Source organism: Pseudomonas sp. S32, assembly GCF_016648095.1.
Taxonomy (GTDB): domain Bacteria; phylum Pseudomonadota; class Gammaproteobacteria; order Pseudomonadales; family Pseudomonadaceae; genus Aquipseudomonas; species Aquipseudomonas parafulva.
On record NZ_JACVVF010000013.1, the window covers coordinates 86,051 to 112,605 of the forward strand.

Sequence of the window (26,555 nt, forward strand, 5' to 3'; positions counted from 1 at the left end):
AGGAAATGCGTGAAACCCCGATGGCTGGCGGCTTCACCTGTACATCAGTGCTAATGCGGGCAGGATGGTGTGACAAACACACGCAGGCCTTCCATGGCGGCCTGCTGACGCGCCCCAGGGCTGACGCCTGGGGCGAACTGAACATGCTTTATGTGGCGATATCCGACACCTAATGTAAAAATGTCCGACGCAGAGAGCCATGCACAGTGGCATGAAACTCGCACTGCACTGTATAGGCCGCCGACCCAGTACACCGGCAAGGCGCCTGGCTACACCCACCTGAAGGCACCCCATGCTGCAACTACATCCAGAGTCCACGACGCCGCTGGTCAACCAGATCATCGACGGGCTTCGCACCCTTATCGACAACCAAACGCTCAAGCCTGGCGCCAAGGTGCCGTCTATCCGCGCCTTTGCCGCCACCTACTCGGTGAGCACCTTCACCGTGGTCGAGGCGTACGACCGCCTGGTCGCTCAAGGCCTGCTGGTGAGTCGGGGCAATGCGGGGTTCTTCGTCAACCGGGCCGCGGGCGAACTGCTGGAGCAGCACACTGCCGAGGCTGACGCCAGCCGACCAACGTTCAACTCCGAATGGTACCTGCAGCAGATCTTCGAGATCCGCCAGTTGCCGTTCAAGCCGGGGTGCGGCTGGTTGCCCAACGATTGGATGTACGAAGACGGCCTGCGCCGGGGTTTGCGCCAGGTGGCCGGCAGCCCGCTGGAGTTGTCTGGTTACGGCGACCCCATGGGGTTGCCGGAGCTGCGTACCCTGACCGCGCAGAACCTGCAACAGGAGCTGTCGATTGTCGCCAACCCTGCGCAATTGATGCTTACCCACGGCGCCAGCCAGGCCCTGGACCTGGCGGTGCGCACGCTGGTTCGGCCGGGTGACGTGGTGCTGGTGGACGACCCTGGCTACCCCAACCTGATGAGCATCCTGCGTACCCAGGGTGCCACGTTGGTGGGCGTACCGCGCACGCCTACCGGTTACGACCTGAACCACCTCGAGCACCTGCTGACGCAACACCGCCCGACGGCGTTTTTCACCCAGCCGCACCTACACAGCCCGACCTGCTCGCGCACCCCGCTGCCGCAACTGCACCGCCTGCTGCAGCTGGCCGGCCAGCATGGCTTCCGGTTGGTCGAGAACAACCTGTACGCCGACATGGTCGCCGAACCCCAGCCGTGCCTGGCCAGCCTCGATCATCTGCAGCAGGTGGTGTATGTGGGTAGTTACTCGAAGAGCATCTCACCCAATGTGCGGGTGGGCTATATGCTCGCCAACCCGGGCCTGGCGCAGCAGCTGCTGCAGATGAAGATGCGCTCGGGGCTGACCACGTCCCAGGTGATGGAGCGTGTGGTGTATGCCGCGATCATCGACGGCCGCTGGCGCAAGCACCTCAAACGCCTGCGCCAACGCCTGGCCGAAGCCCACCAGGAAGTCGGCCGGCACTTGCACCGGCTGGGCTTCGAGCTGTTCACCGAGTCGGACGAAGGCATGTACATCTGGACCCGCCACCCGGCTATTCCCGACAGCGCGCTGCTGCTGGACGATGCGCTGGAAAAAGGCATCATGCTCGGGCCTGGCCAGTTGTTCATGGTCGATGCCGGGCAGACCGGGTGGATGCGCTTCAACGTGGCATTCAGCCTGGACCCGTTGATGTGGGAAATGCTGGAGCAGGTGCTGGCCAAGCATGTGCGGCGTGGAGGGGTGTGAAAGGGCGATGGCTGCAAGCAGCGCCGCTTTGCGGCGCATCGCTCGCTTTTACGGAAGAGAGGTGGCTTTGGCGAGCACGGCCTTGGCCCGTTGCAGGGCCATACGTGCCCGTTGTTCGCCACTGATACCCTGCTCCAGCAACTGGCGGGTCGGTATTTCCAGGCTCAGCGGCACGTTCGCTGGCAGAGCACGCAGCAACCCTACGAGGTCGGCATCGCCGTCGCCCGGAAAGCGCCGTTCGTTGCGCGCCTGGCGCAGGATTTCATCCATGTCATCCGGTACCGGGCCCGCCACATCACACAACTGGGCATAGCGCAGGCGCTCGGGTGCCAGCGTGGCCAGGTCTGCCAGCGCCGAAGCCGAGCGGTTGAAATGGAAGGCATCCACCAATACACAGGCATTGCCGCGATCAGCATTGGCCACAACGCGCATGGCCTGGCGCAGGTCACGCACCTCTGTCCAGGGCATGAACTCCAGATGCGGGTAAATGCCGTAGTCTGCGGCCAGGTCACACAAGTGCGCAAACCGTTCGGTCAGCCGTGACTCATCAGGGTCGTTGCCCGCCACCAACAGTTCGGTACCGCCCAGTTCTGCGCCCACGTCGAGCATGGCCTTGAAATCCGCTACGCAGGTATCCGGCTTGAGCCGCAGAATCTCCAGGTCCAGCACTTTGGTGCCGGTGTCGCGCAAGCGCGCCTGGGTTTGCCGGCGCAGGCTCGCGTCGGCCACCAGCGGGAAGTGCTGTTCCTGCTCTGTCGCCGGCACCAGGCGCAGGCCTACGTGGCTATACCCCGCGCGGGCAGCGGCTTCCACCATGTCCGGCGGGGACAGCTCCAGTACCGTAAGCGCTGCCAGGGAAAAAATTCGATCCGTCATTTTACTTCACCGTCAATAAAGAACACGCCCGTCAGGCGATCAATTCTGGAGCACAGGCCCGGCCGCTGGCGGCTGCCTGGCGGATAGCGTCGACCAGTGCCAGGGTACGCCCCCCATCGGCGGCATCAATCAATGGGGCCTGCTCGCCACGGGCCACGCGCACGAAATGCTGCAACTGAAGGGTCAAGGCTTCGCCAGCCGGGATACTTTCCTGGCTTTGCAGCAATGGCGTATGCCACCCCGCCCCCGCCTGGGCGTAATGCCAATGCTTGAGCTGCGGAATGCTCAGTGAGCCCCGGGTGCCCGCCAGCAGGTAGCACGGCTGATCCGGCTGACGTGGGTAAACCGGGCTTTCACCCGAGTCCAGTTCCCAACTCCAGGGCGCCGCCACAGCGTCCGAACCGGTCAGGCTGCCCAGGGCGCCGTTCTCGAACTGCAGCAGCACGGCCGCGCTGTCTTCATTGGCGAAACCGCGCACATCGTTGCGGGTGAAAGCCTGCACCTGCACCACTTCACCGCACAGGTAACGCAGCAGGTCGAGGTCGTGAATGAGATTGGTCAGGAGAAAGCCCGCTCCCGGCTCGCGTCGCCACGCGGTGTCGAAGTAGCTGTCAGGCTTTTGCAGTTGCCACATGGCCGTAACGTTGATCAGCCGGCCGAGCGCGCCGTCGCCAATGACCTGATGGGCCTTGGCGATCAGCGGGTTGTGCCGGCGGTGGTGCCCGACAAGAACGGGCACACCCGTGCGCCGTGAGGCCTCCACCAGGGTGCGCACTTCATCCAGGTGCACACCCACCGGTTTTTCCACCAGCACAGGCACGCCCGCCTGCACACAGTCCAGGGCCGTCAGCACGTGCTGGTTGTTGGGGTTGGCGACAATCACGGCCTGCGGCTGCACCTTGTCGAGCATCACGCGGTGGTCCGCGAACCAAGGTACTGCGCATTCAGCAGCGAACGCCTCGGCCTGTGGGCCGGGGTCTGCTACCGCGCACAGTTGCGCGCCTGGCACATGCTGCAGGTGCTGGTAGTGCTGGCGGCCCATGATGCCTGCGCCGACCAGCGCGATACGAAGGGGTGAGCTCAACTGAAGGTCCTCGGTGCATTATTATAGGTTTTCTGGAACATTGTTCCGGATTCAATAAAAAGCACTGTAGAACTTCGTTCCTGATTTCAACACCCCTGCCATTAGACATTGTTCGGTAATCGACCAGTAAACGCCTCAGGCAAACAGCTCACTGGCGGGGCTTGCCACCGACAGCTCCTGGGCCGCCGCCAGCAACAGTGGCGCTAGCTCGGCCAAGCGCCCTGGCGCAAGCCGTGCACTGGGCCCGGCAATGCTCAGCACGCCGATCACCCCCAGGTCGCTGGGGCGTCGAATTACAGCCGCCAGGGCAGACATGCCCACTGCGGACGTTTGCTCCACCCAGGCGTAGCCCCGCTCCCTGGCCTGGTGCAGGTAACCGAGTAACTGGTCCATGGAGCGCGGCGCGTTCGGCCCAAACTGTTCGGGGTCGGCGATACCCTGGCGCAGCACCATCTGCACGGCCTGCTCGTCCTCCAGGCTGGCCAGCCAGGCATGCCCGGAGGCGGTATAGAACAGCGGCGCGTCACGGCCCATGTCCGGGTCGTACCGCAGGCCGGAGCGCGCGCCTTGGGATTTTGCGATCCACACCTGGCGGGCACCGTCGATTACCCCAAGGCGCACCAGTTCGCCACTGTCCTGGGCAAGGCGGTCAAGGATTGGCTGGACGATGTCGGCACCACTGCTGGACAGGTAGCGGAAGCCCAGCGCCACCAGCTTGGCCGACAACTGGTAGCGGCTGGTGTCACGGTTCTGGCGCACGTAACCCAGCCGCACCAGCTCGGTAAGCATGCGGTGAGTGGCGCTTTTGGGAATACCCAGGCGATCTGCAAGGGTTTGCAGGGCCAAACCCTGGGGCTCCCCGGTAAGGCTTTCGACAAGGCTGAATGCGCGCTCGATTTGACTGCCGGCCATAGGGAGTGTCCTGAAAAAGGGAACGAATTGTGAAAGATGATTCCATGTCGATAAAGGCGCGTGCAGTGTTGAACGGGTCGATTCGACCGATTATCGCCCATAAAACGCGGGCTTTGACGCTCCGCTACTTGCGGCCAATGCCGGCCCTCATAAGAATATGGAATCAAGTTCCAATAAAATACAGGAATCTCGCGATGTCTGCCGCGCCCGTTGAAACCGAATGCGATGTACTGGTCATTGGCTCTGGTGCTGCCGGCCTGGCCGCTGCCGTTACGGCTGCCTGGCACGGGCAAAAGGTAGTGCTAGTGGAAAAGGATGACGTGTTCGGCGGGGCCACCGCCTGGTCCGGCGGCTGGGCCTGGGTACCGCGCAACCCCTTGGCGCGGCGTGCCGGCATCGATGAAGACATCACCCAGCCACTGACGTATCTGCGCCATGAACTGGGCGCGTTCTACGACGCCGAGCGCGTCGAGGCCTTCCTGCACGCCTGCCCGCACATGGTGGCGTTCTTCGAGCAGCACACAGCGCTGCAGTTCGTGGACGGTAATGGCATCCCCGACATGCATGGCGATACCCCAGGCGCGGCACAGGGGGGGCACCAGGTGATTGCTGCACCCTACGACGCCCGCGAAGTCGGCGCGCTGCTGCCGCGCCTGCGCAAGACGCTGCGCGAAACCTCGTTCATGGGGATGCCCATCATGGCGGGGCCAGACCTGGCCGCGTTCCTCAACATGACCCGCTCGCCCAAAGCGCTGCTGCACGTGTGCAAACGCTTCGGCCGCCACCTCTATCACCTGGCACGCTACGGCCGGGCCATGCACCTGGTCAACGGGGTGGCGCTGGTTGCACGCCTGGCCAAGTCGGCGCAGGACCTGGGTGTGCGCCTGCAGGCATCGTCGCCGGCCAGGCACCTGCTGATCGAGCAAGGCAGGGTCTGTGGCGCATCGGTCACCACACCCAATGGCGAGCAACGCATCCGCGCCCGCGCCGTGGTGCTGGCCGCGGGCGGGTTCCCCCACGACACCGCACGCCGTCAGCAATTATTCCCCCGCGACAACAGCGGCCACGACAACCTGGCCCTGCCCCCCAAGGGCTGCTCAGGCGATGGGCTGCGCCTGGGTGAGTCGGCGGGCGGTATCGTTGCCACCGACTTGAAGTCGCCCGTGGCCTGGGCGCCGGTCTCCCAGGTACCGCACAGCGACGGCAGCCTCGGCCACTTTCCGCACATCATCGAGCGAGGCAAGCCGGGCATCATCGGCGTGCTCGCCAACGGCAAGCGTTTCGTCAACGAGGCGCACGGTTACTACGACTACGTATCTGCGATGGTGGCGGCGGTACCGGAGGATCAGGAGGTGTGCTCCTGGCTCCTGTGCGACCATCGGTTCATTCGCCGTTACGGCTTGGGCCATGCGCGCCCGGCACCGCTGCCGCTGGGCCCACATGTACGCAGCGGCTACCTTAAGCGGGCTGCCACCCTCGAGTTGCTGGCGCAGGCATGCGGGATCGACCCTGCGGGGCTGCGCGCGACGGTGGATGCCTTCAACCTGCATGCCCGCACTGGCCAGGACCCGGCCTTCGGCCGCGGCTCGACACCGTTCAACCGCAAGCAGGGCGACCCGCAGCACAACGGCGCAAACCCCTGCGTGGCCCCAATAGAACATGGGCCGTTTTACGCCGTGAAAGTCAAACCAGGCTGCTTTGGCACGTTCGCCGGCCTGCGCACCGATGGCAGTGCCAGGGTGCTGGACGCCAACGGGAAACCGGTCGAAGGGTTGTACGCAGCGGGCACGGACATGGCCAGCATCTTTGGCGGCTGGTACCCCTCAGGGGGCATCAACCTGGGGCCGGCGCTTACCTTCGGCTACGTGGCAGGCCGGCACATTGCCGGTGCCACCGCGTATGAACAGCCAGCGGCAGCCAACGGTTCAGACATGCTGGGTAAAGGCGCCGCCCGCTGAGGCGTCCAGCCGGTTCTGGCACCACGCGCCCGTGGTGCCACCGGCCTGCCCTGGGCTTCGCGCAAAGACCCTGCGCATGGCCGTGCAGATCGGCGAATCGGCCAGCGCCAGGTTCGCCAGGCACTGCTCTACGTGCTGCAGGTGCGCCTCCAGCCGTTGGCGCACCTCACGCTCACCACACATGGCCAGCAGCGTGGACTTGCCCTGGTCCAGGCCGGTGCTCTTGCCGCTGGCCGGGTCACGGTCGTGCAGGTCATCGTGCAGTTGAAACGCCTGGCCCAGGGCGTCGGCCAGGCGGTGCAAGCAGGCCAGCTGCGCAGTGCCGGTACCGGCCAGCCGGCCTGCCATGCCCAACAGCGCGGCGAACAACGCGCCCGTCTTGAGCTGGTTGGTCTCGGCGATTTCCGCCGCCGTGCGCGGGCGCGCGCCATCGCGCAAATCCTGTAGCTGACCCTTGACCAAGCCCTCGCTGCCGATGGCAGCGGTGAGGGTCACCACCAAATCGCTGCGCACTTCCGGCGCCACCGTCTGCAGCCCGGCGACCACGCCAAAGGCGCGCGACAGCAATGCAATCGCCGTCAGTACCGCTACATCCTCACCGAAGGCCAGGTGCAGCGTTGGCCGGCCACGGCGCAGCGCTGCGTTGTCCATGCAAGGCAGGTCGTCCAGCACCAGGGAGGCCGCGTGCACCATCTCCACGGCGCAGCCCAGGTCAAGCGCTGCCTGCGGGCAAGCCCCCAGGCCTTTGGCCGTGAACAGCAGCAACATGGGCCGCAGGCGTTTGCCCGGTGCCAATGTGCAGTCACGCATGGCCGCCGCGACCAGGTCCCGTTCATGCCCTGCGGGTGGCAACAAGGCGGCCAGCCGGGCTTCGATGGCGGCATGCGCTGCAGCCAGCTGGTGATCGTGGCCGGCGTCGGCGGCGCTGAGCGTGGGGGCTGTGGTCGTCATCCTTGCCTCGCGAAGTGGGCGGCCCATTGACCGTAGTAGAAAAGGAACGACTGATGCACGCCGTTGCCTGATGCTGTGCCAATTTTCAGCTTAGCTATACAAAGCGCGTCGCGTTGTACAAGTTGTCTGGCTCATGCACACAGACCGCACGCACCGCAGGATGATTCCCTGGCAATGGAGCCGGCATGAACAAAAGCCCGTTGAGTCAACGCAAGGACGATCACCTGGATATCGTCCTGGCCAACAGCAGCGCCAGCCACGGGGTCGACCCGGGGTGGTCGGCGCTGCGTTTCGAGCATTGCGCCCTGCCTGAAATGGCACTGGACGACGTAGACCTGGGCACCCAGCTGTTCGGTATGCCCCTGCGGGCGCCGTTGCTGATCAGCTCGATGACCGGAGGGGCGGAACGGGCCCGTTTTATCAACCATCACCTGGCCGAAGCAGCCCAGGCACTCGGCGTTGCCATGGGGGTGGGCTCCCAGCGGGTCAGCCTGCGCACCGGCCAGGATCAAGGCCTGACCGGTGAACTGCGCCGGCTGGCACCTGATACACCGCTGCTGGCCAACCTGGGCGCTGCACAGCTGCGTGAGCCCGATGGCCTGGACCTGGCCCGGCGCGCCGTGGACAGCTTGCAGGCCAATGCGTTGATCATCCACCTGAACCCTTTGCAGGAAGCCGTGCAGCCCGAGGGGGATCGCAACTGGCAGGGTGTACTGGCGCACATCGAGCACTTGTGCCGGCATCTACCGGCGCCCGTTGTCATCAAGGAGGTAGGGGCTGGCATCTCCCCGGCAGTGGCACGCCAGCTGAGCGATGCAGGCGTCGCGATGATCGACGTGGCAGGCGCCGGTGGCACCAGCTGGGCTGCCGTGGAAGCCGAACGCACCCAGAATGCCGCCGATCACGCGGTGGCGATGGCGTTCAGCGGGTGGGGCATCCCCACGGCGCAGAGCCTGCTGGCGGTACACCGCGCCGTGCCCGGTATCGGCCTGATCGCCTCGGGCGGTGTGCGCGACGGGGTGGATGTGGCCAAGGCCATCCGCCTGGGCGCCGACCTGGTGGGCCAGGCCGCCGGGGTGCTGACCGCGGCCATGGCGTCAACCGAAGCGGTGGTGACGCATTTCGACGTGATCATCCGCCAACTGCGCATCGTCTGCTTCTGCACCGGCTCGCAAAACCTTGCCCAGTTGCGTCGGGCACGCCTGGTGCCGCCGCGCCTGGACCTGGCATGAGCCACTTTGCGGTCGTTGCACCGCCCTACCCCAGCCACTTTGCGGCCATGCAGGCGCTGGGCGCCGAGTTGGTCGCGCGCGGGCACCGGGTGAGTTTTTTCCATCAGCCTGAAGCGCAGCGCTGGGTCAGCGATACACGGCTGGGTTACGTCGAGGTTGGCCATGCCGACTGCCCGCCGGGTAGCCTGGACCACGCCATGGGGCTGGTGGCCAGGCCAACCGGGCCGCTGCAACTGCGCCAGCTGATCCGGCACCTGGCCCAGACCACTGCCATGCTGTGCAAATGGCTGCCTGCAGCGCTGCGGGAACAGCACGTGGATGCGGTGATCTGCGACCAGATGGAGCCCGCAGGTGCACTGGCCGCCGAACATTGTGGGCTGCCGTTCTTCTCGGTTGCCTGCGCATTGCCGATCAACCGGGAGCCCGGCCTGCCGCTGCCCGTCATGCCCTTCAACCATGGCCTAGACCCGCGCATCTACGAAGGCAGTGAGCGCGTGCATGACTGGCTGATGCGGCCCATGCAGCATGCGCTGGAACAGGCATGCCTGGCGCTGGGCCTGCCAGCACGCCAGGCGGCCCACCAGTGCCTGTCGCCCTTGGCCCAGTTGAGCCAGACACCCTCCAGCCTGGACTTCCACCGGCAAGGGCTACCCGCACACTTCCATGCGGTGGGCCCGTTGCGCAGCGCACCTTGCACTGCAACACCCGACTGGGCGTTCGACGCCGGCAAACCACTGGTATTCGCCAGCCTGGGCACCCTGCAAGGTCACCGCTTCGAGCTGTTCGCGCGTATCGCCCAAGCCTGCCGCCGCCTGGATGCTCAGCTGCTGGTTGCCCACTGCGGCGGGTTGAGCCCGGCACAACAGGCAAGCCTGCTGCAACTGGGCGCCACCCTCGTCACCGATTTCGCCCCCCAACACTGGGCCGTGCGCCAGGCCAGCGTGGTGGTCAGCCATGGCGGCCTGAACACCGTGCTCGACACGGTGGCGGCTGGCACCCCACTGCTGGTCATCCCCATCGCCTTCGATCAGCCTGGCGTGGCTGCGCGCGTGCGCTACCACCGGCTCGGTGAGGTGCTGTCGCGCCATGCGGGGGCCGGCCCCATCACCGATGCACTGGGGCGGCTGCTCAGCCAGCCAGCCCCCACACACGCCGCGCTGCAGGCCGAACTCGCCACCTGCGGCGGCGTCCAGCGCGGCGCTGACATCCTTGAAACCGCATTACGCAGCGGCAAACCTGTGCTGCAGGAGGGCAACCTGTGCGCCATGACCTGATTCTGCTGGGCGGCGGCCTGGCCAATGGCCTGATTGCCTGGCGCCTGCAGCAACTGCGACCCGAACTGCGCGTGCTGTGCCTGGAGCAAGCCGCCGAGCTGGGTGGCAACCACACCTGGTCGTTCCATGATGCCGACCTGACGCCACCGCAGCAGCGCTGGCTGGCACCGCTGGTGGTCAAGCGCTGGCCGGCCTACCACGTGCACTTCCCGGCTTTTTCGCGGTGCCTTGCCAGTGGCTACGCCAGCATCACCAGCGAGCGCTTCGCCCAGGTCATCACCCCTGCCCTGGGCTCCTCCCTGCGCACGGGCTGCCACGTAACCGAGGCTCGCCCCGACCAGGTCACCCTGGCCAGTGGCGAAACCCTGCAGGCCAACGTGGTGCTGGACGGGCGCGGCATTCAGCCCAGCCCGCACCGGGTACTCGGCCAGCAGGCGTTTCTCGGTCAGGTGCTGCGCCTGACCGCGCCCCACGGCTTGCAGGCCCCCATCCTGATGGATGCCCGGGTGCCGCAAGGCCAAGGCTATCGCTTTGTTTATGTACTGCCGTTCAGCAGCGACACCCTGCTGGTGGAAGACACCCACTACGTGGACCGCCAGGCACCGGCCCCCGAGCAGTTGCGCGAACATATCGGCGCCTACCTGCAACAGCGCGGCTGGCACATTGCCGAATGCCTGCGCGAAGAACAAGGCGTACTGCCCATCACCCTGGCCGACGATTTTCCCGCCTGGTGGGCGGCGCAGCATCGCCAGCCTGCGGTCGGCCTGCGTGCCGGGCTGTTCCACTGCACCACCGGCTACTCGTTGCCGGACGCGGTACGCCTGGCCGACTGGCTGGCCGCCCAACCACTGGACAGCGCAGCCTCGCTGGCCGAGGCGTTGGGCGGCTACCTGGAACACCGCTGGCGAGACCAGCGCTTTTACCGACTGCTCAACCGCATGCTGTTCCTGGCCGGGCGACCGGACCAGCGCTGGCGTGTGATGCAACGCTTTTACCAACTGCCCGAAGGTTTGATTGCCCGGTTCTATGCGGGCCACAACACCTGGCGCGACCGCCTGCGCATTTTGTCTGGCAAGCCGCCAGTGCCGGTCGGTGAGGCCATCCAGGCCGCCTTGCGCCATTCTCCAGCCCATTTCAAGGACCCTTCATGAGCAACGAACGATCCGCTTTGGTTGTCGGCGCAGGCCTGGGCGGCCTGGCCCTGGCCATCCGCCTGCAGGCTGCCGGTGTACGCACCACCCTGCTGGAGGGGCGCGACAAGCCGGGCGGGCGCGCCTACGTCTATCACGACCAGGGCTTTACCTTCGACGCCGGCCCCACGGTGATCACCGACCCGAGCGCCATCGAGGCGCTGTTCACCCTGGCCGGGCGCCCCATGCAGGACTACGTGCAATTGCTGCCAGTGGCGCCGTTCTACCGCCTGTGCTGGGAAGATGGCCGCGCCTTTGACTATGGCAACGACCAGGCCGAACTGGAGCGCCAGATCGAAGCTTTCGAGCCAGCGGATGTGGAGGGTTACCGGCAGTTTCTGGCTTACTCCAAGGACGTTCTGCAGGAGGGCTACATCAAGCTCGGCGCGGTGCCCTTCCTGTCGTTTCGCGACATGCTCCACGCTGGCCCGCAACTGGCGCGGCTGCAAGCGTGGCGCAGCGTGTACAGCATGGTCGCCAAGTTCATCAAGGACGATCAACTGCGCCAGGCGTTCTCGTTCCACGCCTTGCTGGTCGGCGGCAACCCGTTCGCCACTTCATCGATCTACACGCTGATCCATGCCCTGGAGCGTACCTGGGGCGTGTGGTTCCCCAAAGGTGGCACCGGCGCCCTGGTGCAGGGTATGGCCAAGCTGTTTACCGACATGGGCGGCACGCTGGAGCTCAACGCCCAGGTGGAGGCCTTCGAAACCCAGGGCAGCCGCGTGACCGGCGTGCGCACCCGTGACGGGCGCCGCTGGGAGGCAGACGCGGTGGCCTCCAATGCCGACGTGGTGCACACCTATGCCGACCTGTTGGGCGGGCACCCCCGCGGCACCCAGGAGGGCAAACGGCTCAAGGGCAAGCGCTTCAGCAATTCACTGTTCGTGGTGCACTTCGGCCTCAAACGCCCCCAGCCCCACCTGCGGCACCACACTGTGTGCTTCGGCCCGCGCTATCGCGAGCTGATCGACGATATCTTCAACGGCTCCACCCTGCCTGATGACTTCTCGCTGTACCTGCATACCCCCTGCGCCACCGACCCCAGCCTGGCGCCCGAGGGCTGCTCGAGCCACTACGTGCTCGCGCCGGTGCCGCACATGGGCAATGCCGCGATCGACTGGGAAGTGGAAGGCCCACGCTTGCGGGACCGTATCCTGCAGTACCTGGAGCACCACTACATCCCCGGCCTGCGCGACGACCTGGTCACCTGCCGCATCTTCACCCCGCAGGACTTCCACCACGAGCTCAACGCCCACGTAGGGTCGGCCTTCTCGCTGGAGCCGTTGCTGACCCAAAGCGCCTGGTTCCGCCCGCATAACCGCGACAGCCAGGTGAGCAACCTGTACCTGGTGGGCGCTGGTACTCACCCGGGCGCCGGGGTGCCCGGTGTGATCGCTTCGGCCAAGGCCACCGCCGCCCTGATGCTGGAGGACCTGCACCCATGACCCCGGCCAGCCATGACGCGTTGCTGGCCCACGCCGAACACAGCATCGCGGTGGGCTCCAAGAGCTTCGCCGCCGCCTCTCGCCTGTTCGACGCGCAAACCCGGCGCAGCGCAGTACTGCTGTACGCGTGGTGCCGGCACTGCGACGATGTGATCGATGGACAGCAGGCGGGCCACGATGCGGTGGTACTGACACCTGAGCAGGCCCGCGAACGCCTGGCCACACTGCAGTTGCAGACCGACGCCGCCTGCGCCGGCCGGCCGGTGCATGACCCGGCCTTCGCCGCCTTGCAGGAGGTGGTGCGCCGCCACGGCGTCACCCGGGACGAGGCATTCGCCTTGCTGGAGGGCTTTGCCCAGGATGTCTCGGGCTGCCGCTATCAGACCCTGGACGAGGTAATGGGCTACTGCTACCACGTGGCCGGCGTGGTCGGCCTGATGATGGCAAGGGTGATGGGGGTTCATGAACAACAGGTACTGGACCGGGCCTGCGACCTGGGCCTGGCCATGCAGCTGACCAATATCGCCCGGGATATCGTCGACGATGCCCGGGTGGGCCGCTGCTACTTGCCAGCCACCTGGCTGGCTGAGTTCCAGGTACCCGCCCAGGCACTGGCCGACCCCCGCCACCGCCGCGCCGTGGCAAGCATGGCCCAGCGCCTGGTGGCCGAAGCCGAGCCTTACTATGCCAGCGCCCAGGCGGGGCTGACAGCACTGCCGCTTCGCTGCGCGTGGGCCGTGGCCACCGCTGGCCAGGTGTATCGGCGTATTGGCCACAAGGTGATGCGGGCAGGCACCGACGCCTGGGACGGGCGCCTGTCCACCACACGGTTGGAAAAGGTGGGCGCGTTGCTCAGTGGCCTGTGGCAGGCCCTGACCCGGCGGCTGCATCGCCACCCTCGGCGGCCTGCGCAGCTGTGGCAGCGCCCTTGCGGCGCAGTGGCCCATCATGATGAGCACGCAGTTGCCGACGCAGCCGCTCGATAGACGGCGCGTACAGGAAGCCGAACGAGACGCACCCCTCTTTGCCCGGTACCGCGTGATGCAACAGGTGGGCCTGGTAAAGCCGCTTCAGGTAGCCCCGGCGCGGCACCACCTTGAACGGCCAGCGCCGGTGCACCAGGCCATCGTGGGCCACGAAATACAGCAGGCCGTAGGCAGTCATGCCCGCGCCTACCCATTGCAGCGGGTACCACCCGGCGTTGCCCAGGGCGATCAGGATGATGGCCAACACGGCAAACACCACCGCATACAAGTCGTTCTTCTCGAACAGGCCAGTGCGCGGCTCATGGTGCGAGCGGTGCCAGCCCCAGCCGAAGCCATGCATGATGTACTTGTGCGCCAGCCAGGCAACGGCTTCCATGGTTGCCAGGGTGCCGAAGAAGGTCAGCAGCGTAACGGTCATGCTTGCGCTCCGGGCGATGTCGGACAGCGAGGGCGTCCGGTGGTGGATAGTGCAGCTAAGAGTACGAGGGGGCGTTCAGTGTTCCATCACAGCGCTGCCCAAACGGTGTTCATGCTGCCAATCGGCAGTCTCACACAGGATCCCGTATGCTGCCAGGGCAGTGAAACGGGTTTAGCCAAGGTTGCTCATGTATTCCTCAGAACGCCTGAAAGGCATCGATGTGTTCGTTACCGTAGCCGACCTCGGCAGCTTCACGGCAGCCGCCGAGCGGCTGAACCTTACCGGCTCTGCGGTGAGCAAGAGCATTGCCAGGCTGGAGGCGCGCCTGGGCACGCGGTTGTTCAACCGCACCACTCGCCGGCTGGCACTCAGCGAAGCCGGCGTGACGTTTTACCGCACCTGCACCTGCGTACTGGCCGACCTCGAAGAGGTGGAGCACGCATTGCTGGCAACAGGCGACCAGCCCCACGGCAAGGTACGCATCGAGCTGCCGGCGTCCTACGGGCGCCTGCATGTGTTGCCGCTGATCCTCGACTTCATTCGCCTGCACCCTTTGCTGCAGCCCCATGTGTCGTTCTCGGACCGTTTCGTCGACCCGGTCTACGAAGGCATCGACATCGTGGTACGCATCGGCGGCCCCGACACCTGGCCAGCCGCGCTGGGGCACCAGTATTTCGGTGCACAGCGCCTGGTGTTCTGCGCAGCGCCCGCCTACCTGGCCGAGCACGGCGTACCCCAGCACGAGCGGGAGCTGGAACACCATCACTGCGTCGGCTATGGCCATACCGACGGCCAGGTCAGCCCCTGGTTGTTCAAGGGCCGCCAACCGGGCGAGATGGAGCAACGCACGCTGCAACCGCGTATCGCGGTGGGCGATGGCGAGGGTGAGGTCGCGGCCGTGCTGGCCGGCCATGGGATCGGTCAGTTGCCCACCTGGCTGACCCAACGGCACCTGGACCGGGGTGACCTGGTGGAAGTGCTGCCAGGGCTGGCGACCGACGGCCTGCCGATGAACCTGGTATGGCTGAAAAGCCGCGAAGCCCTGCCCAAGGTACGGGCGTTGCTTGACTACCTGCTGGCGCGGCTGGCGCCACACGGCACACGGCCAGGGCCGTCAGCCTGAGGTGCAAGGCCCCGCACCAGGGGCACCAGCAACAGCGCCAACAGCGCCACCGCTGCGGCCACATAACCCAGGTTTTCGATGCCAAGGCCAGGAATGGCCAGGCCACCCAGCACGGCCCCCAAGCCGATACCGGCATTGGCTGCGGAAACGTTGGTGGTACCCGCCAGCGCTTGAGCGTGGTTTACCGACGCCATCACCCGGACCTGGCTGATGGGGTACAACGCGGTGTTGGCCACGCCCCACACCGCCAGCGCCAGGCAAAACAGCACGCCCATATGTGCCAGCGGCACCAGTGCTGCCATGCCCATGGCCAGCAACGCCAGAAAACCGGCAGTGGCCATAAGCGCCGAACGCTCCACCGCCCGGCCACCGGCCCAGTTGCCCAGCAACCCGACCGCTCCGAAGCCCATCAGCCACCAGCCGGTGTGGGCTGCCGGCACGCCGGCGACGCGCTGTAGCAGGTCGGCCAGGTAGGTGTAACCGGTGAACATGGCGGTAAACACCACCACTGACAGCAGCACGTTGGCGAGGAAGAAGCGCTCGGTGAAGATCCGCGCCTGACGGGCAAAATCCACCTTCGCCGTACGGGGCACCTGCGGCATCCACACCCACATGGCCAAGGCCATCAGCAGCGACAAGCTGGCCAGCATCCAGAACGCGCCGCGCCAGCCCATGGCCTCAGCCGCCAGGGTGCCCAGCGGAATACCCAGCAGCATGGCTGCCGAAATGCCCAGGTATACCCTCGATACCGCCCGCCCGGCGTTGCCCGGCCCGGCCAACTGGCCAGCCGTCTCGCTGGCAGTGCCCCAGAACACCGGCAGCGCCAAGGCCGGAATCACCCGCGCAATGGCCAGTACCCAAAAGCTGTCCGAGACGGCGGCTAGCGCATTGGAGGCGGCAAACAGCACGAGAATGCCGATAAACAGCCGCTTGCGGTCCAGGTGGGCCAACAGCGCGGTCAGCAAGGGCCCCGCCAGCATGACCGTGAACGCGAACAGGGTGACCAATTGCCCAGCCACCGAAATCGACACCCCCAGGTCGCGACTGAGCGCGGGCAACAGGCCGACGATCAGAAATTCGGTGGTCACGATTAGAAAGGCGGAAAAGGCCAGGATGGCGATGCTGATCCCGGCGTTTCGATCAACGGGGGGAGCGGCAAGATCAGGTTGTGCAATAGGCATCGGTTAATACTCACGACGGTAAAGCATCAGTCTATTCATTCTCTGGCTTCTAATTGCCGGCCATATTTCACAAATTGCCTGAATCCAGATCATCAATAAACGGCTGATGTATACAACTTTTCAGATTCCTGATTACATAACCGCTCGCCTACGACGTCTGTCATCGCTGACGCGTATTGCGACAGGCTCAAGCCATGTCACTCGTACAACCCAAGAAAACACTGCTGGTCAAAAATGCTGAACTGCTGGTGACCATGGACGGCCTCCGCCGCGAAATACGCGGCGGCGGCCTGTTCATTGAAGACAACCTGATCACCCAGGTTGGCCCCAGCGACACCCTGCCCCAACACGCGGACGTGGTGCTGGACATGGCCGGCAAGGTGGTTATCCCGGGGCTGGTCAACACCCACCACCACATGTATCAGAGCCTTACCCGGGTAGTGCCTGCCGCCCAGGATGGGGAACTGTTCAACTGGCTTACCCAGCTGTACCCGATCTGGGCACGGCTGACCCCGGAAATGATCGCGGTATCGACCCAGACCGCCATGGCCGAACTGATCCTGTCCGGTTGCACCACCTCCAGCGACCACCTGTACATCTACCCCAACGGCTGCAAGCTCGACGACAGCATTCACGCGGCCGCCGACATCGGCATGCGCTTCCATGCCGCGCGCGGCAGCATGAGCGTGGGCCAAAGCCAGGGCGGCCTGCCACCAGACTCGGTGGTGGAGAAGGAACCCGACATCCTCAAGGAGTCGCAACGGCTGATCGAGGACTACCACGACGCCAGCCACGGCGCCATGCGCCGCATTGTGGTGGCGCCCTGCTCGCCGTTTTCGGTCAGCCGCGACCTGATGCGAGAAGCGGCCGTGCTGGCCCGGCACTACGGTGTGTCGATGCACACGCACCTGGCGGAGAACGTCAACGACATCGCCTACAGCCGGGAAAAATTCAGCATGACCCCTGCCGAGTACGCCGAAGACCTTGGCTGGGTGGGGCACGATGTCTGGCACGCCCACTGCGTGCAACTGGACCAGCACGGCATCGAACTGTTCGCCCGCACCGGCACCGGTGTTGCCCATTGCCCCTGCTCGAACATGCGCCTGGCTTCGGGTATTGCCCCGGTGCGCCGCATGCGGGATCACGGGGTGCCGGTGGGCCTCGGGGTGGACGGCTCGGCGTCCAACGATGGCGCCAGCATGATTGGCGAGGTACGCCAGGCCTTGCTGCTGCAGCGGGTAGGGTTCGGGCCGGATGCCATGACCGCGCGCGAGGCGCTGGAGATCGCCACACTGGGCGGGGCGAAGGTGCTTAACCGTGATGATATCGGCGCACTGGCCCCTGGCATGGTGGCCGACTTCGTCGCTTTCGACCTTGGGAACGTGGCCTATGCCGGGGCTCACCACGACCCGCTGGCGGCGTTGGTGTTCTGCACCCCAACCCAGGTGCACACCAGCGTGATCAATGGCCGCGTCGTGGTGCAGGGCGGCCACCTGGTTACCGTGGACCTGCCACGGGTACTGGAGCGCCACAACCAGCTGGCGCGCCAGCTGGTCAGCGGCGACTGACCGCCCAGCCGGGCCCGCGCGGGGTGTGCGCAGGCCCGGCCGTTTTCACAGCGCCATCACCATCTCGTGCCAGGCCATGCCCCCATGCTCGGAAGGTGACGGCTGCACATAGCGGTAGCCCATCTTCTCGTACAACGGCACATGCTGGGCCTTGCACATCAAATGGATGGTCTGTTTGCCTGCGGCCTTCATCTGGGCGACAAAGGCCTGCATCAGCTGCCTGGCGTAGCCCTTGCCCTGCTGGGCGGGGTCGACCACCACCGACATGATCACCACGTTCGGTGCGGCCGGGTCGTGCCCCACCAGCTCCTTGAAGGCCTCGTCCGCCATGACCACCTGGTGGGCACAACCGCTGTTGATGAAGCCAACGATATCGCCATCGCTCTCCAGCAGCAGGAAGCCTTGGGGGTATTGGGTGATGCGGGTGGCGATCTTTTCCAGTGTGGCGGCTTCGTCCCCTTCGTAGGCGCCGGTTTCGATGGCATGGCAGCGGTAGGCATCCTCTGCCACCGGGGAGCGGAATTGAAGCGTGGGCATGGCGGTTGTCCTTGGGTGAGGCGTAGGGCTGGTCTATGGTAACCGCCCGTCAAGCTTGCCGCGATGCCGTAATGGCAAGCATCATGGGCACCTTACTTGATGCTGCGGATTTGCCGATGACCGTTGTACCCTTGCCACCTGCTGAAGCAAGCCGCTGCAAACGCCTGAAAGCGTCCACCCACCGGGAGCACGACAGCGTCGATCAGCTGGTGGTAGCCGCACGGCCATTCGAAAGCCGTGAACGCTATGCCCGTTTTTTGCAGGTGCAGTACCAGTTCCACGGCAGCCTTGTGGGGCTTTATCAGGATGAACAGCTGAACGAGCAACTGCCGGGCCTTAATGGGTTATCGCGTTTTGCCGCAGTGCAGCAGGACATGCAGGACCTGCTGCTACAGCAACCGCCCGTGCCCACGCCGGTGCGGGCAAGCCCAGCCCAGGCGCTGGGTTGGCTGTACTGCTGCGAGGGTTCGAACCTGGGGGCGGCCTTTCTGTTCAAGTGGGCCCAGCACCTGGGCCTGGACGGCACTTGCGGTGCCCGCCATCTGGCCGCCCACCCACAAGGGCGCGCCCTGCACTGGCAGGCCTTCGTTGCCGGCGTCGATGAACTGAGCCTGACGCAGCACCAGGAAACCGAAGCGATCGACGGCGCCATTGCCGCCTTCGACGCCTACCGAGGCCACCTTCACAACGTGTTCGGCGCCAAGCATTAGCGCAGTGCCCTTAAAACTTGGCCAACTCTTCCCGGCAAAACTCGACGAACAACTGTGCAGGCTTGGTCAGGTGCACCCGCTTCAACCAGGCGGCCGCCAGACCCGACAGAGCGACCGGCTCGGTAATGTCGAGCATCGCCAGGCGCTGGCCATCGTAGGTGTAAGGCGAATGAGGGCGGGTGACCAGCAGCGAGAAACCAAAGCCCTGCCCCACCATGCCGCGCACCATCTCGATGGAGGGTGAGCTGAAGACGATGTTGGGGGTAAGGCCCATTTCATTGAACAGGCTGACGAAATAAGTGCGGCTCGGGGCAACATCCAGCAGGATCATCGGCTCCGGGCACAGGTCACGCAGCGACACCTGCGCCTGCCCGGCAAAGCGGTGGTTTTCCGGCAGCAGTACATAGGGCTTCTGCGGCGGCATCAGTGGCTCGGCCTCGATGGTGCCATCCAGGTCATGGTCGTACAGAAACGCCAGGTCGAAGGTGCCCGCGGTCAGGCCTTGAATCAAATCTTGCTGTTCGCCGTCGCGCAAGCGGATGTCCACGCCAGGGTAGCGCTGCCTGAACCCTGCAATCAGGCGCGGCAGGTACAAGGGCGCGACCGTCTCGAAACAGCCGATGTCGATCTGCCCGGCGACGGTGTCATTGTCGGCCAGGGCATTCTGCTCGAACTCATGGGCCATTTGCAGCAGCGACTTGGCCTTGGCGTAGAAGCGCTTGCCGCTAGGGGTCAACGATACGCCCTGAGCGTGATGGCGGATGAACAACTGCACGCCGAAGCTTTCTTCCAGGCCCTTGATCGCCGTGGAAATGGACGGCTGTGCGATGTAAAGCTGCCGTGAGGCCTCGGCCACGCTCCCGGCTTCAACGGTGGTAACGAAGTACTTGAGTTGTCGCAAGGTGTAGGCGGCCACAGGTTCCTCTCTGACGCGTCAGGGCGCTCGGGAATGATGACCACACTTTACCTCCCGCAGGGCCACGGGTGGCGCAGTACTGGCAAGCATTTGGCTATGACCAGAGCAGGTTTTTTATGGTCACCCGCTGCGCCCAAGGCTGGTCAAACCCGCGGGAGCGTCTTTACTGGTAGTAACAGCCCCAGCCCAGGTGCATGCCTATGAAGATCATGGTCACCAGCATCCTCGTCGACGACCAGGCCAAAGCACTGGCCTTCTACCATTACGTACTCGGCTTCGAACCCAAGCACGATACACCGATGGGAAGGCACCGCTGGCTCACCCTCACCTCCCCGAACGACCCTAACGGCGTGGAGCTGCTGCTCGAACCCGATGCACACCCGGCTGCCAAAGTGTACAAAGCGGCGCTCAAGCATGACGGCATACCCGCCGCGTCGTTTGGCGTGCGCGACCTGCAGGCCGAATACACCCGGCTGTGCGCGGCAGGCGTGCAGTTTACCCAGCCACCTTCAGAAGCAGACGCTGCCCTCACGGCGGTGTTCGATGACACCTGCGGCAACCTGATACAAATCACCCAGAAACATTAGCCGATAGGCTGCTCCACCGGGACGCGCAGGGCATCCAGACGGCAACAGGTAGGGCTAATCTGCCTCAGCCGTTTCTGTGCACTTACAAGGAAAACAGATGCGCCACGAATTCAGTGAAGTGCTCAACGACCTGGTGGACTACTTTCTGCTCGGGGATATCCAGCTGCTTGAGCGCTTCAAGCAGGAGCATGCACTGCCAGATGACCTGGCCTACGCGTTCACCCACAACGACTCCGGCGACCAGGCGGTGCGCGAGGGCGTGGTGTTGCCACTTGCAGGGGTAGACAACCTGCCCTACCACATCCTGTTCACCCTCGAGGGCGAGACACCGGCCTTGCGCATGCCGGGCAGCCGCCTGAAGCATCAACGCGATGGCTACGTGGTACGGGTCGAACATGGCGCGCTGATGCTGTACACCTGGCGCATCCTGCAGCACTTCACCGCCAAGACACTCGGCGACCTGATGGCGCGCTACCAGGCTCCAGGCCGCCCCATGATCGAAGTGGCAAACGGCTGGTACGGTGTAGAGGTACTGGCCGGTGCACTGGTGCGCGACGGGTTGTACGAGCCGGCCTTCGAGTTCGTCCTGACCCCGCGCTGGAGCCGCGGCGAAGCCACGACCGTGGACACCCGCTACAGCTTCAGCCTGCGGGGCTACTTCGACTGACTCCACCTACTCATTGACCAGGCGCTGCAGTACCCCGCCTTCATGACGCGCCAGAATGCGCAGCAACTGGTCCACCAGCGCGCGGTCCGGCGCATCCAGGTGGAAGTGGTGCCCGCCCGGGTGCCAGGACACTTTGGCCTGGCTGGGCAATGCGGCTTCGCGCCGGCCGAAGGCTTCACCGCTGAAGGCGCCCTGGCGGCCGAACAACAGGTAAAGCGGGCAGCGGATCTGGGCGAGCAGGTCGCAGGCCTCGCGCTCGGTCAGCGGCATGGGCTCGGGGAGCACCAGCCGAGGGTCGTGCCGCCAGCAGTAACCCTCGTTCAGTTGCAGCAAATCGCGCAGGGCCAGCAGCCGGGCGGAGGCTTCGGACAGGCCGGTGTCCAGGCGCTCGCGGCGTTGGGCCAGGGCGGTGTCCAGGTCGTCGAAACGTTGCACATCACGCTCGCTGAAACCCTGCAACTGGCTGCGCTGTACCATGCGCTTGAGGCGGTAGGCCCGGGCCAGGTGCTGAACCCGGTCATGCTCGGCCACCGTGAAGGGTGCGCCCATGCCGTCGAGAAAGGTCATGCTGGCAATGGCGCTGGTCATGGCGGCCAGCAGCGACGCCACGCCGGTACCCATACCATGGGCCAGTACGTGAAACTGCCCCAGGCCCAGGCTTTCAGCCACGGCCAGCATGTCTTCGGCGTGTTCCCACAGGTAATAGCCGCTGTCGTGTCGACGGTGGTCGGAGCGCCCGTGCCCGACCAGGTCGGGGGCTACCACGAAGCAGCCATCAAGCATGGGCGCCAGGCGCTCGAACGAGGCCGCGTTGTCGAGCCAGCCGTGCAATGCCAGCACGGGGATGCCGTCTTCCGGCCCCCAGCAACGCACCGCGATTTCGATGCCGTTGAGGTCGAGGGGGTGATCCTTGGGTGTGGATGATGATCGCATGGGTACGCTTCCTGACATGATGCCTGGTACGACCGCTCCAGGCCGAATACGCCACCGTGGCATTCGACTCCTGTCGCCAGCGGCAACCCTTGCGCCGGGCCGCTCTGGGCGCCGACACTCAACCTTGGCCCAAGAAACGCCCCGCCACTGGCCCCTCACCGACGGTGACTTAACCGTCACCGACCCTACTGCCCGCGGTAGTCCTCGAAAAATACCTGCCCGGCATCGACCTGGCTGGACGCTCGCACGGCCACCACACCCTCCCCATTGGCCGGCTCCACGTGCCAGTAGCAGTGCTGCACCGCCCGGGTCACGGCCACATAAGCCAGGCGCTGCACCTCGTCCTTTTGCGCGGTGTCGAACGGCTGGCCATCGCCAGCCTTGCCCAGCCCCGCCAGGCGGTACACCTGGTTCTTGTAAGGTGAACGGGTGAGGTATTGGCAATCACCCAGCATGAACACCGCGTCGGCCTGCAGGCCCTTGGCACTGTGGTAAGTGAGCTGGCGCAACCGACGCTGCTCGGGGGGCAGCGCCGACTCGGCCTGCATCACGCTGTACAGGTGCTCGCTCATCAGGGCGCGATCGGCCCCCTTGCGGTACAGCATCAGCACCGATTCGCCACGCTGGTAGTGTTCGATCAGGGTCTGGCCCAGTGCTGCCTCGTCGCGGTCGAACACCTTGACCGGGGTGCCGGGCAACGCCGCCGCCGGGCCACTGGCACGGGCCTTCTTGCCGGTAATGGCCGGGGTACCCTTGACCAGGTGCTCGGCTGCATCAATCACCTGCTGCTGGCAACGGTAGTTGTCGACCAGAAGCACCCGCGTATTGGCGGGCGTGGGGAAGGCCTTGGTGAACTCCATGAAGTACGTGGGCGAACTGCCGCGCCAGCCATAGATCGACTGCCAGTCATCGCCCACGCACATCAGCGATGAGTATTGAGCCTGCCGCCCTGCATGCATGGCTGAGCCGCGCCGGCGGATCTCGGCAAGGCAAGCACGCAGCCAGCTGACGATCTGCGGCGAAACGTCCTGGAATTCGTCGATCATCAGGTGCGCCAGCGGGCGCAGCAGCGGGTCGGGCAGCAACCGCAGGTTTTCCGCGTTGTTCTCGCCGAACAGGGCGAACATGTGGTTGTAGGTCATCACCGGGGGCGACTGGTCCAGCAGATGCCCTTCCAGCGCGCGCCAATACAGGGCCAGCGCCTCGAAGAACAACGCATCGCTGTCGCCTGACGCAAATTGCATGGCCCGCACGGCGGTGGGCACATCCAGGCCGAGGTTTTCGATGAAGTTGGCCGCCGCCACGAATGCATCCAGCAGTGGCGCCGGGGCCAGCTCGCCCTTCACCTTGTATTCAAAGCCTGGGCCCGCTACGGCATCACCGGCCAGCGAGGCGGCCAGGCGCCGGGCCATGGCGTAGTTGTCCAGCCAGATCAGGGGTTGGTCGCAGAAGGCCTGCAACAAGGTGCGCTTGACCGCCCATTCGGCGCGCACCGCCAGCTTGGCACCCGGGCGCTGGTATTGCGCGCTCTCGGACGGGTCGAAACCCAGCACCAGCAGCGGCCCGCCCTGCCCCAGGCGACCGTGCACATGAAAGCGGCTGCCGCGTATCGACACCGTCTCCCGGCATGGTTCGATGCCCTTGATGGGCCAGGCGCCTGCTGCAAACCACAGGTCTTCGATTACATCGCACAGCTCTTCATCACGCTGGGCCGCCAACTGCGTGACTTGGGCACGCTTTTGCACATCCGGGTTGTCGGGGTCCAGCGCCTTGAGCTGCAGTGCTTCGTTGCGCAACTGGCCGACCAGCTCGGCAAAACGCGGGCTATGGCCCAGCAACGTGCTGTAGCACTGGTTCAACTGCTGGCGCTGGGCATCGTTAAGGCGCAGGTCGAACGGGTTGCTGTCGGCCTCCGCCTCCTGGCCGGCCGGCAGGTCGTTGCCCAGGGTCTCGAACGCCTGCACCCTGTCGAAGCCCGGCAGGCTGCGCACCAGCGGCAGGATACGTGAATGGAAGGTGCGCACCAGGTCGCGGGCCTGGCCCGGCAGCAGGTTGATCTGCCACAAGGCAAACACCTGCAGCAGGCGCTTGATGAAATCCTTGCGCGACTCGCGGGTGAAGGTGACCACGGTCATCGCGTCCAGCTCATAACCCAGGTAATGGCGCAGCAACAGGATGCGCAGCACCAGGGAGGTACTCTTGCCCGCGCCCGCCCCGGCTACAACGCACGTGGAGGGCGTGTCGCTGAAAATCAGCTTCCACTGCGCGGCACTGGGTTGTGAGTGGGCCGGCATGCGCTGGGCGACATCGGCCTTGAAGCGTTTCTTCAGCTCTGCGGTCAAGGGCAGGCGCCAATCGTCGAACAGGTTGTCGTCCTGGCCGGGGACCGCCGGCAGGTCGGACCGGCAATCACGGATGACCAGCACTTGCCGCCCGGCCTCGTAGCCTTCAGCGCGGCCATACTCCACCGAATGGCGGTGCTGCGCCTGCAGGCCGGTGAGCCCGCGGCCCAGCAAGCGGGCGACCAGGCGCCGGAACCAGGGCAACTGGGCGGGTGGGATCAGTTCGGCGAGGGCCTGGGGTTGCTCGTTGGCCACGGTCACTCCGTTGTCTGGCAAAAACAGCTGCCAATGTTCGCCGTTGCACGCAAAAACTGCCAGCAATTGCTTGCGGATCAGTGCATTAGGCGATGAAACGCAGTAATTCCTTCACACAAAAACATCGACTATATAGATGGTATAAAGCCAATATTTACACTTATTTTCGATACGTGAATGACGCATGATGGTGCCATTCCAACCTCACCGAGGAACCCGATCATGCTGCAACTGCGACCTTTCGAAAGCCTGGGCCATGCCAACCACGGCTGGCTTGACGCCCATCACCACTTCTCGTTCGCCGAGTACCACGACCCTGCGCGGATGCACTGGGGCAACCTGCGGGTGTGGAACGACGACCTGATCGCGGCAGGCAGTGGCTTCCCGCCACACCCGCACCGGGACATGGAAATCATCACCTATGTGCGTGAAGGGGCCATCAGCCATCAGGACAGCCTGGGCAACAAGGGCCGAACCGAAGCGGGTGACGTGCAGGTGATGAGTGCCGGCACTGGCATCGTGCACAGCGAGTACAACCGCGAAGCGGTGGACACGCGCATCTTCCAGATCTGGATCATCCCCGAGCGCACCGGTGATGCCCCGGCCTGGGGCACCCGGCCATTCCCCAAAGGCGAGCGCGGTGAGGGCTTCGTCACCCTGGCCAGTGGCCGCGAGGGCGACGAAGGCAGCTTGCAGATTCGCACCGACGCGCGTTTGGTAGCCGCCACCCTGCGCGCCGGCGAAACGGCCGAGTACCATTTCGACACGGCCCGCCGCGGTTACCTGGTGCCGGCCAAAGGACGGGTCGAGGTCAATGGAGTGCAGGCCAAGGCGCGTGACGGCGTGGCGATCGAGCAAGAGCCGGTGCTGCGGGTAACCGCCCTGGAAGACAGCGAGATCGTGCTGGTGGACGTGGCCTGACCCAGGCCACCCCACCCTCGCCGGCTGGCTCAGCCCTGGCGTTCACCCGCAAGGTCAGCCAGCACTTCAGCCGAGGTGGTGACCTGGCCAAAGTGGTGTTGCCACAAGGCGATTCCCATCTTCGCACTGCGGTCCAGGGAAGAACCCACTGTCATGTCGGTCACCAGCGTCGGCATCAGCCCTGCGTCGAACAGGGCGAAGCCTGCCGCCAGCACGCAGGTGTCGGTTTGCAGGCCACACACCAGCACACGCTCCACGCCCAGCTGACGAAGGTAGGCAATGGCCTCTGCGCTCTGCCCGTAACCATGCTTGACGAACACCTGGTCGGCCTCGATCAGGCTGTCGTCCTGGGCTGCGGGGTGCCAGCCGAGCTGCCGTTCAAAGGGGGTTACCTGCTCATCGTGCAGTTCCACCGAGGCAATGGTCGGGATGTTCGCCGACAGCACGCGCAGGCCATCCACCAGCCATTCCGGCGGGCTGAACGTGGACTGGACATCGACGACGAGCAAAACCTGACGCATTGGCGTATTCCGGGGTAAAAGAACGGGCGGCGAGTATACCTGCTTGCGTGGGTATGGCAGATGCGCGCAGTACCGGTGCCACCGGCGCCAATGAACAAATCTTCATCTTGCAGCCAGCCCTGTGCTGGCGGGCGTGACACGCCAGGCCGGGCGGGCGGCGCGGCCTGGCGCCTTGAGCGAGGCCCTTGCCTTGCGTAGCATCACTGCCCCCCATGCCCCGGCAGGCCACGCGCCTTCGCCCAGTACCC

23 protein-coding genes and 1 pseudogene are annotated in these 26,555 nt (G+C 65.2%); 13 read left to right on the plus strand and 11 right to left on the minus strand.

All coding sequences use genetic code 11. The features are described 5' to 3' along the window. Positions 1-292: 292 nt before the first annotated feature. The gene (locus tag IAE38_RS09835) at positions 293-1,717 is read left to right on the plus strand and encodes an aminotransferase-like domain-containing protein (RefSeq protein WP_201164357.1); all 1,425 of its coding nucleotides are present in this window, start codon (positions 293-295) and stop codon (positions 1,715-1,717) included. Between the two features lie 48 nt (positions 1,718-1,765). Here the strand turns inward: IAE38_RS09835 and IAE38_RS09840 are convergent, their stop codons facing one another. From IAE38_RS09840 to IAE38_RS09850, 3 genes are all read right to left on the minus strand, one after another. Continuing rightward, a complete protein-coding gene (locus tag IAE38_RS09840; RefSeq protein WP_201217395.1) occupies positions 1,766-2,593 on the minus strand; it encodes a sugar phosphate isomerase/epimerase family protein in 828 nt (275 codons plus the stop codon). Positions 2,594-2,624: 31 nt separating this feature from the next. Further along, positions 2,625-3,677 carry a Gfo/Idh/MocA family protein gene (locus IAE38_RS09845; protein ID WP_201217396.1) on the minus strand — a complete coding sequence of 351 codons (1,053 nt, stop codon included), beginning with the start codon at positions 3,675-3,677 and terminating at the stop codon, positions 2,625-2,627. Between the two features lie 135 nt (positions 3,678-3,812). Then, positions 3,813-4,589 carry an IclR family transcriptional regulator gene (locus tag IAE38_RS09850; RefSeq protein ID WP_201217397.1) on the minus strand — a complete coding sequence of 259 codons (777 nt, stop codon included), beginning with the start codon at positions 4,587-4,589 and terminating at the stop codon, positions 3,813-3,815. Positions 4,590-4,783: 194 nt separating this feature from the next. Here IAE38_RS09850 and IAE38_RS09855 point away from each other — a divergent pair, with 194 nt between their 5' ends. After that, positions 4,784-6,547 (plus strand): FAD-dependent oxidoreductase, encoded by a 1,764-nt coding sequence (locus IAE38_RS09855; RefSeq protein ID WP_201217398.1) that lies wholly within the window; start codon positions 4,784-4,786, stop codon positions 6,545-6,547. On the opposite strand, the gene IAE38_RS09860 is transcribed toward IAE38_RS09855, so the two are convergent. After that, complete coding sequence (locus IAE38_RS09860) at positions 6,515-7,498, minus strand: polyprenyl synthetase family protein (protein WP_201217399.1); 984 nt, start codon at positions 7,496-7,498, stop codon at positions 6,515-6,517. The genes IAE38_RS09855 and IAE38_RS09860 overlap by 33 nt on opposite strands. Before the next feature lie 185 nt (positions 7,499-7,683). Between IAE38_RS09860 and fni the strand changes: the two genes are divergently transcribed. The 5 genes and pseudogenes from fni to IAE38_RS09885 all read left to right on the plus strand — a co-directional run. Further along, entirely contained in the window at positions 7,684-8,730 is a 1,047-nt protein-coding gene (fni, locus tag IAE38_RS09865; protein WP_201217400.1) for a type 2 isopentenyl-diphosphate Delta-isomerase, read from the plus strand. Continuing rightward, positions 8,727-10,004, plus strand: a complete 1,278-nt coding sequence (locus tag IAE38_RS09870) for a glycosyltransferase (RefSeq protein ID WP_201217402.1) — start codon at positions 8,727-8,729, stop codon at positions 10,002-10,004. Before fni ends, IAE38_RS09870 begins: the two co-directional genes overlap by 4 nt. Then, positions 9,989-11,155 (plus strand): lycopene beta-cyclase CrtY, encoded by a 1,167-nt coding sequence (gene crtY, locus IAE38_RS09875; RefSeq protein ID WP_201217404.1) that lies wholly within the window; start codon positions 9,989-9,991, stop codon positions 11,153-11,155. Before IAE38_RS09870 ends, crtY begins: the two co-directional genes overlap by 16 nt. After that, positions 11,152-12,642, plus strand: a complete 1,491-nt coding sequence (locus IAE38_RS09880) for a phytoene desaturase (RefSeq protein ID WP_201217405.1) — start codon at positions 11,152-11,154, stop codon at positions 12,640-12,642. The genes crtY and IAE38_RS09880 overlap by 4 nt, the downstream gene beginning before the upstream one ends. Beyond that, a pseudogene (locus IAE38_RS09885) lies at positions 12,639-13,571 on the plus strand (phytoene/squalene synthase family protein); the annotation flags it as partial. The gene IAE38_RS09880 and the pseudogene IAE38_RS09885, both read left to right, overlap by 4 nt. Here IAE38_RS09885 and IAE38_RS09890 read toward each other — a convergent pair. Beyond that, complete coding sequence (locus IAE38_RS09890; protein WP_028634370.1) at positions 13,495-14,046, minus strand: sterol desaturase family protein; 552 nt, start codon at positions 14,044-14,046, stop codon at positions 13,495-13,497. The pseudogene IAE38_RS09885 and the gene IAE38_RS09890 sit on opposite strands and share 77 nt — an antisense overlap. Positions 14,047-14,233: 187 nt before the next feature. Here IAE38_RS09890 and IAE38_RS09895 point away from each other — a divergent pair, with 187 nt between their 5' ends. Next, positions 14,234-15,169, plus strand: coding sequence for a LysR family transcriptional regulator (locus IAE38_RS09895; RefSeq protein ID WP_201164347.1), 936 nt, complete (start codon positions 14,234-14,236; stop codon positions 15,167-15,169). Here the strand turns inward: IAE38_RS09895 and IAE38_RS09900 are convergent. Continuing rightward, positions 15,115-16,350, minus strand: coding sequence for an MFS transporter (locus tag IAE38_RS09900; protein WP_201217407.1), 1,236 nt, complete (start codon positions 16,348-16,350; stop codon positions 15,115-15,117). The genes IAE38_RS09895 and IAE38_RS09900 overlap by 55 nt on opposite strands. A gap of 194 nt (positions 16,351-16,544) precedes the next feature. Between IAE38_RS09900 and IAE38_RS09905 the strand changes: the two genes are divergently transcribed. Continuing rightward, complete coding sequence (locus IAE38_RS09905; protein WP_201217409.1) at positions 16,545-17,918, plus strand: 8-oxoguanine deaminase; 1,374 nt, start codon at positions 16,545-16,547, stop codon at positions 17,916-17,918. A gap of 45 nt (positions 17,919-17,963) precedes the next feature. Here the strand turns inward: IAE38_RS09905 and IAE38_RS09910 are convergent, their stop codons facing one another. After that, positions 17,964-18,455, minus strand: coding sequence for a GNAT family N-acetyltransferase (locus tag IAE38_RS09910; protein ID WP_201165381.1), 492 nt, complete (start codon positions 18,453-18,455; stop codon positions 17,964-17,966). Between the two features lie 116 nt (positions 18,456-18,571). Between IAE38_RS09910 and IAE38_RS09915 the strand changes: the two genes are divergently transcribed. Continuing rightward, positions 18,572-19,165 carry a biliverdin-producing heme oxygenase gene (locus IAE38_RS09915; RefSeq protein ID WP_201165382.1) on the plus strand — a complete coding sequence of 198 codons (594 nt, stop codon included), beginning with the start codon at positions 18,572-18,574 and terminating at the stop codon, positions 19,163-19,165. Positions 19,166-19,175: 10 nt separating this feature from the next. On the opposite strand, the gene IAE38_RS09920 is transcribed toward IAE38_RS09915, so the two are convergent. Beyond that, positions 19,176-20,081 carry a LysR family transcriptional regulator gene (locus tag IAE38_RS09920; protein WP_028634375.1) on the minus strand — a complete coding sequence of 302 codons (906 nt, stop codon included), beginning with the start codon at positions 20,079-20,081 and terminating at the stop codon, positions 19,176-19,178. 200 nt (positions 20,082-20,281) lie between these two features. Here IAE38_RS09920 and IAE38_RS09925 point away from each other — a divergent pair, with 200 nt between their 5' ends. Together IAE38_RS09925 and IAE38_RS09930 are read left to right on the plus strand one after the other, a co-directional pair. Then, the gene (locus tag IAE38_RS09925; protein ID WP_028634376.1) at positions 20,282-20,668 is read left to right on the plus strand and encodes a VOC family protein; all 387 of its coding nucleotides are present in this window, start codon (positions 20,282-20,284) and stop codon (positions 20,666-20,668) included. 97 nt (positions 20,669-20,765) lie between these two features. Then, complete coding sequence (locus IAE38_RS09930) at positions 20,766-21,335, plus strand: hypothetical protein (RefSeq protein ID WP_201217411.1); 570 nt, start codon at positions 20,766-20,768, stop codon at positions 21,333-21,335. Between the two features lie 6 nt (positions 21,336-21,341). Here the strand turns inward: IAE38_RS09930 and IAE38_RS09935 are convergent, their stop codons facing one another. Together IAE38_RS09935 and IAE38_RS09940 are read right to left on the minus strand one after the other, a co-directional pair. Continuing rightward, complete coding sequence (locus IAE38_RS09935) at positions 21,342-22,268, minus strand: alpha/beta fold hydrolase (protein ID WP_201217412.1); 927 nt, start codon at positions 22,266-22,268, stop codon at positions 21,342-21,344. A gap of 185 nt (positions 22,269-22,453) precedes the next feature. Beyond that, the gene (locus IAE38_RS09940; RefSeq protein WP_201217414.1) at positions 22,454-24,865 is read right to left on the minus strand and encodes a UvrD-helicase domain-containing protein; all 2,412 of its coding nucleotides are present in this window, start codon (positions 24,863-24,865) and stop codon (positions 22,454-22,456) included. A 222-nt stretch (positions 24,866-25,087) separates the two neighbouring features. Here IAE38_RS09940 and IAE38_RS09945 point away from each other — a divergent pair, with 222 nt between their 5' ends. Continuing rightward, complete coding sequence (locus tag IAE38_RS09945) at positions 25,088-25,786, plus strand: pirin family protein (RefSeq protein ID WP_201165386.1); 699 nt, start codon at positions 25,088-25,090, stop codon at positions 25,784-25,786. Positions 25,787-25,815: 29 nt separating this feature from the next. Here the strand turns inward: IAE38_RS09945 and IAE38_RS09950 are convergent, their stop codons facing one another. Then, complete coding sequence (locus IAE38_RS09950) at positions 25,816-26,307, minus strand: isochorismatase family protein (protein ID WP_201165388.1); 492 nt, start codon at positions 26,305-26,307, stop codon at positions 25,816-25,818. Between the last annotated feature and the right edge of the window lie 248 nt (positions 26,308-26,555).